The sequence below is a fragment of the Tardiphaga sp. genome (assembly GCF_044340795.1).
In the GTDB taxonomy this organism is placed as follows: Bacteria; Pseudomonadota; Alphaproteobacteria; order Rhizobiales; family Xanthobacteraceae; genus Tardiphaga.
In genome coordinates, this window is sequence record NZ_JBIISY010000358.1 from 1 (window position 1) to 4,408 (window position 4,408).

Annotated in this window: 4 protein-coding genes; 3 read left to right on the forward strand and 1 reads right to left on the reverse strand. The window is 61.9% G+C overall.

Features of this window, described 5'->3' with window-relative positions:
• The coding region (locus ACIQ17_RS31190; protein WP_398473367.1) for an alpha/beta hydrolase family protein at positions 1 to 1,136 on the forward strand (1,136 nt) is incomplete at its 5' end.
• A 9-nt stretch (positions 1,137 to 1,145) separates the two neighbouring features.
• Here ACIQ17_RS31190 and ACIQ17_RS31195 read toward each other — a convergent pair.
• Complete coding sequence (locus ACIQ17_RS31195) at positions 1,146 to 1,697, reverse strand: MarR family winged helix-turn-helix transcriptional regulator (protein WP_398473368.1); 552 nt, start codon at positions 1,695 to 1,697, stop codon at positions 1,146 to 1,148.
• A 349-nt stretch (positions 1,698 to 2,046) separates the two neighbouring features.
• Here ACIQ17_RS31195 and ACIQ17_RS31200 point away from each other — a divergent pair, with 349 nt between their 5' ends.
• Both ACIQ17_RS31200 and ACIQ17_RS31205 read left to right on the forward strand, forming a co-directional pair.
• Positions 2,047 to 3,537, forward strand: coding sequence for a porin (locus ACIQ17_RS31200; protein WP_398473369.1), 1,491 nt, complete (start codon positions 2,047 to 2,049; stop codon positions 3,535 to 3,537).
• Positions 3,538 to 3,739: 202 nt separating this feature from the next.
• The coding region (locus ACIQ17_RS31205) for a tetratricopeptide repeat protein (RefSeq protein ID WP_398473371.1) at positions 3,740 to 4,408 on the forward strand (669 nt) is incomplete at its 3' end.

Here is a 4,408-nt window from a genome sequence, read left to right on the forward strand (position 1 = left end):
CATCTGAGGATCTGCTCCCATCCTTTGATTCGCGTGGCTGGATGCAGTGGCCCGCGAACGAGGATTATTCGCTTCAGTTCCTGCGCCTGCTTGGCGCCGCGCAGGATGGTGGAAGCACGGTTTCGGAATGCATGCTGGCGGCGAGTGGTATTGATCCCGCCTGCGAGGAGAGCTGGTACGCGCAGTGGAAGAAGGCTGCCGATCTCAGCAAGTCGCGCGGCGATATTGCCTTTGCCCGGGGCCATGTCCCGACGGCTTTGAGCAACTGGCTGCGTGCGGCGAGCTACTATCGGACGGCCCAGGCTTTCATGGGCATCGACGATCCCCGCCAGAGCGCCGCCATCGCGCAGATGATGGCCTGTTCGCAGCTTTATCTTCGGCATACGACCCCCGGCGCCGAATTCATCGAGATTCTCTGGGGTGAGGGGCGGAGCTTGAACGGCTATTTCCTGCCGCCGCCCGGCCGGGCTGGCCGCAAGGTGCCGGTGGTGGTCTGTGTCGGCGGCCCCGATCAGCACAAGGAAGAGTATCTCTGCCGGATGCCGCGTTACGCGCATGAGCGCGGCATGGCTCTGCTGCTGGTCGATCTGCCCGGACAGGGCAATCGGCGAGGCCTCGATGAAGGTTTCGGCCGTTATGACATCGAGACCGCGATCAGCGGCTGGGTCGATTTCCTTGAGACGCGGCGCGAGGTGAATAGCCGCAAGATCGTCATTCTCGGCGACGGCCTTGGCGCGTCATTCGCGACGCGCGGCGCCAGCTTCGATCCGCGCTTTGCGGCAGCTGTCTGCGATGCCGGCATCTGGGATATGCATGAACGGGCATTTCTCGCCGCACGCATCTACGGCGCCGAACCTGTCTCCGAATTCGGTGACGATGTGGTGCGGCTCTGCAGCAGCAGTATCGCGACCCGGATCCAGTGCCCGATGCTGGTTGCGCTTGGTGAGCGCGACTGGCTTGACGCCGATCACGTCACGCGTTGCTGCGATGCCCTGACGGCAGGCGGCCACGACGTCGAGCTGAAGGTGTTCTCGGCCGCAGAAAGCGCTGCAGCCCACGCGCCGAGCGACAATCCGGCCATTGCCAACGAATTCATCTTCGACTGGATTGCCGACCGCCTGGCCCGGATCCGCTAGCGTTCGGAACTAGCTTTCCACTGCCAGCATCACGGTGGCCTTCTGCAGGCGGGTCTTCAGCTTGCCCAGCTGGGACGTGATGTCCTGCAAGGCCGCATCGTCGAAATCAGCCAGCACGAAATCGCTCAGCGAATCGCGCCGCGACGCCAGCATGGCGATCTTCTTGCTGGCCTTGTCCGACAGCGACATCAGCACCACCCGGGCATCCTGGCGAGAGGGCACCCGGCGCATGAAGCCGTTCTTCTCAAGGATTTTGGACTGGGTGGTCACGAAAGACGGGTCCACATGCAGCATGGCCGAGACGTCCTTGACCGGCACGCCATTGCCCGTGTCGAGGTCTCCGACCGCCATCAGAATCATCCATTGCGGGCCGCTGATGCCGAGCTCTCGGGCCCAGAAGTGCCTGATCTCGTCCAGATGGACGTTGATCGATGCGATATCCCAGAGAAATTGCCGCACAACCTCCTGATTCTTGCCGTTCTCGTCGCTGTTTGCAGGGGTGTTCGTATTCAAGGGGGGCGCCATTGGTCCGTCGGTGTCTGATCGCGTCAGCATTCCCATAGCGGGGAATTTTGTAGAATACATAACTGGATCAAATAATTGTGCAGCGCAATTGCGGGTTAAGGCATGTGGCATGGAAACCACACCGCGTCGCGGAAAAGTTACCTGAGTACATAAAGTATTTTGCTTCTAAGAATTGCACAGGCATTCTCTGTGGCGGCGATGGGGCAAACCCGTGATCGTCCCGTTGAAGTGGTTCGCTAGAGTGTCTCGCGTTACGCGGGTTTCCGAAAGCGCGAAGCACTCCGGCGGTTGGTTTGGGGAATGGGGGAACCAACCATCGGGCTTAGCCTTCGGGCCAGGCCTGGCGGATCCGGAACCTTCCCGATTAGCAACTTGGAGGTTTAACATGACGAATCTGAAGAGCCTGATCCTTGGCTCGGCCGCGGGTCTGATCGCCATCGGCGGCGCCCAGGCAGCCGACCTGCCGGTCAAGGCAAAGGCCGTGGAATATGTGAAGGTTTGCTCGCTCTACGGCGCAGGCTTCTACTACATCCCGGGCACCGATACCTGCATCAAGATCGGCGGCGCGATCCGTATCGACACCGCGTTCAACGGCGGTACCTACGACAATCCGTTCTGGCAGGGCCAAGCCGGCGCAGCTGGCGCATGGACCGGTGACTACATCTCCACCCGTCAGCGTATCAACCTGACCACGGATACCCGCACCGCCACCGAATACGGTGTCGTCCGTACCTACGCGAACATCCAGTTCGACTTCCTGCAGGGCCGTGAATCGATCGCCGGTGGTTACACCGAAGTCGACTACGCGTTCATCCAGTTCGCCGGCTTCACCTTCGGTAAGGCCGTCTCGCAGTTCGACCCGCAGTGGGCGCTATCGAAGCCGTACATCTCGTCGGGCTTCAACGCCGGTTCGAACAACGCGACCGGTATCCCGCAGATCGCCTACACCGCTTCGTTCGGTAACGGCTTCTCGGCTACCATCTCGCTCGAAAACGCGTCGCCCTACCGTAACGCCGGCCTGTACAACAACGCCGTTGCTCTCGCCGCTCCGTTCGGCGCCAGCGGCAACACCGGTTCCTACGGCACGTCTTCGAATACCTTCGCGGGTAACTCGTACGGCGGCAACCACATTCCGGACGTCGTGGCGAACCTCCGCCTCGATCAGGCATGGGGCACGCTGCACGCCGCCGCTGCAATGCACACGATCACCCCGGGCTTCTACACCGGCACAATCAACCATCCGGATGACTCTTACGGCTTCGCTGTGACGGGTGCCGTTGAGTTCAAGAATCTGCCCACCGGCGCAGGCGACAGCTTGAAGCTCGAAGCCACCTACGGCAAGGGCGCTGCCAAGTACGTCTTCGGCGGCACCACCGACACCCTCGGTGGCGGTCGTTATGCTCACGCCGAAGGCAACACCATGGGCTTTGGCTACGTGCTTGACGGCGTCTTCGGTCCGGGCGGTCAGGTTCAGCAGAGCGAGGCTTGGCAGGTCAGTGCATTCTACGAGCACTACTGGAACCCGGCCTGGCGCACCTCGGTGTTTGGTAACTACAGCCACATCTCCTACGGTGACACAGGCAACGCGCTCCTGTTCGCTTCTCTGAACGCAGGCCGCACCAGCAACGGTGGCTTCCTGGCACCCGGCACGACTGGCAACTTCGACCTCGGCCTGACCCAGATCGGTACCCGTACCGCCTGGACCCCGGTTCGCAACCTGACCCTGTCGGCTCAGTTCACCTACAGCCGTCTGGAACAGAACCTCAATGGTGCCTGGGTCGGCGCTATCCCGGGCAAGGTTACCCCGGCTGGTGGCTTCGCCCTCGGCAACCAGAACCACTACAACGGTTCGGTGCAGATCCTGCGCTCGTTCTAATACCGACCGCCTCACGGCGATCGATATCTGAAGCAGAAGTCCCCGGCGGGAAACCGCCGGGGATTTTTGTTTGTGGGATGACGTGATCGCCAGGTGCAGCGCGGCGGAGTGAAGCCGCCGCGATCCTCGACGGGATGAGGAGTCGGGGCTATACCCGCCGCGTTCTGTCGCTTTCGTTGGTTCGATCCGAGATACGCACGTCATGGCGCCGCCCACCGATCTCTTCCAGAGCGCCTTTGCGGCGTTTCAGCAGGGCAGGCTCCATGAGGCCGAGCGCGACCTGCGCCGTATACTGCGCAAGGCGCCGGACCATGTCGGCGCGCTGAATGTTCTGGCGATCGTCTATGTCACGCTGAAGCGGCACGCGGAAGCTGAGCCGCATCTGAAAGCAGCGATTCGGCTGCAGCCGCAGTCGGATGTGACACTCTACAACTACGGCCTCGTTCTGAAGGCGCTGAACCGACCGGACGAAGCCTTGCAGCGTTTCAGCGAGGCGCTGGCGCTCAATCCGGGGAATGCCGAGACGCTGAACAATCGCGGCACGGTGTTGAACGATATCCGCGACTACGCCGCAGCTCTTGCCGATTTCGACCGCGCGCTGGCGTTGAACCCGCGCCATGCCGCCGCGCACTTCAATCGCAGCAAATCTCTGGCCGAACTCGCGCGCTATGATGAAGCGCTGGCCGCCTGTGATGTCGCGCTCGCGCTGCAACCGGATATGGCGGAGGCCTGGTTCGGACGCGGCTTCATCTTTGCCAAACTGCGCCGCCCCGCCGATGCTGTGTCCGCCTATCTGCGCGCACAGGCGCTTAATCCCGATCTGCCCCTCCTCAAAGGCAATCTGCTGCATCAGAAGATGCTGATCTGCAAC

What these genes read in the sequence shown, in the direction of transcription:
- ACIQ17_RS31195 (WP_398473368.1), bottom strand. Translation starts at nt 1,697, where the DNA reads ATGGGAATGCTGACGCGATCAGACACCGACGGACCAATGGCGCCCCCC.
- ACIQ17_RS31200 (WP_398473369.1), top strand. Translation starts at nt 2,047, where the DNA reads ATGACGAATCTGAAGAGCCTGATCCTTGGCTCGGCCGCGGGTCTGATC.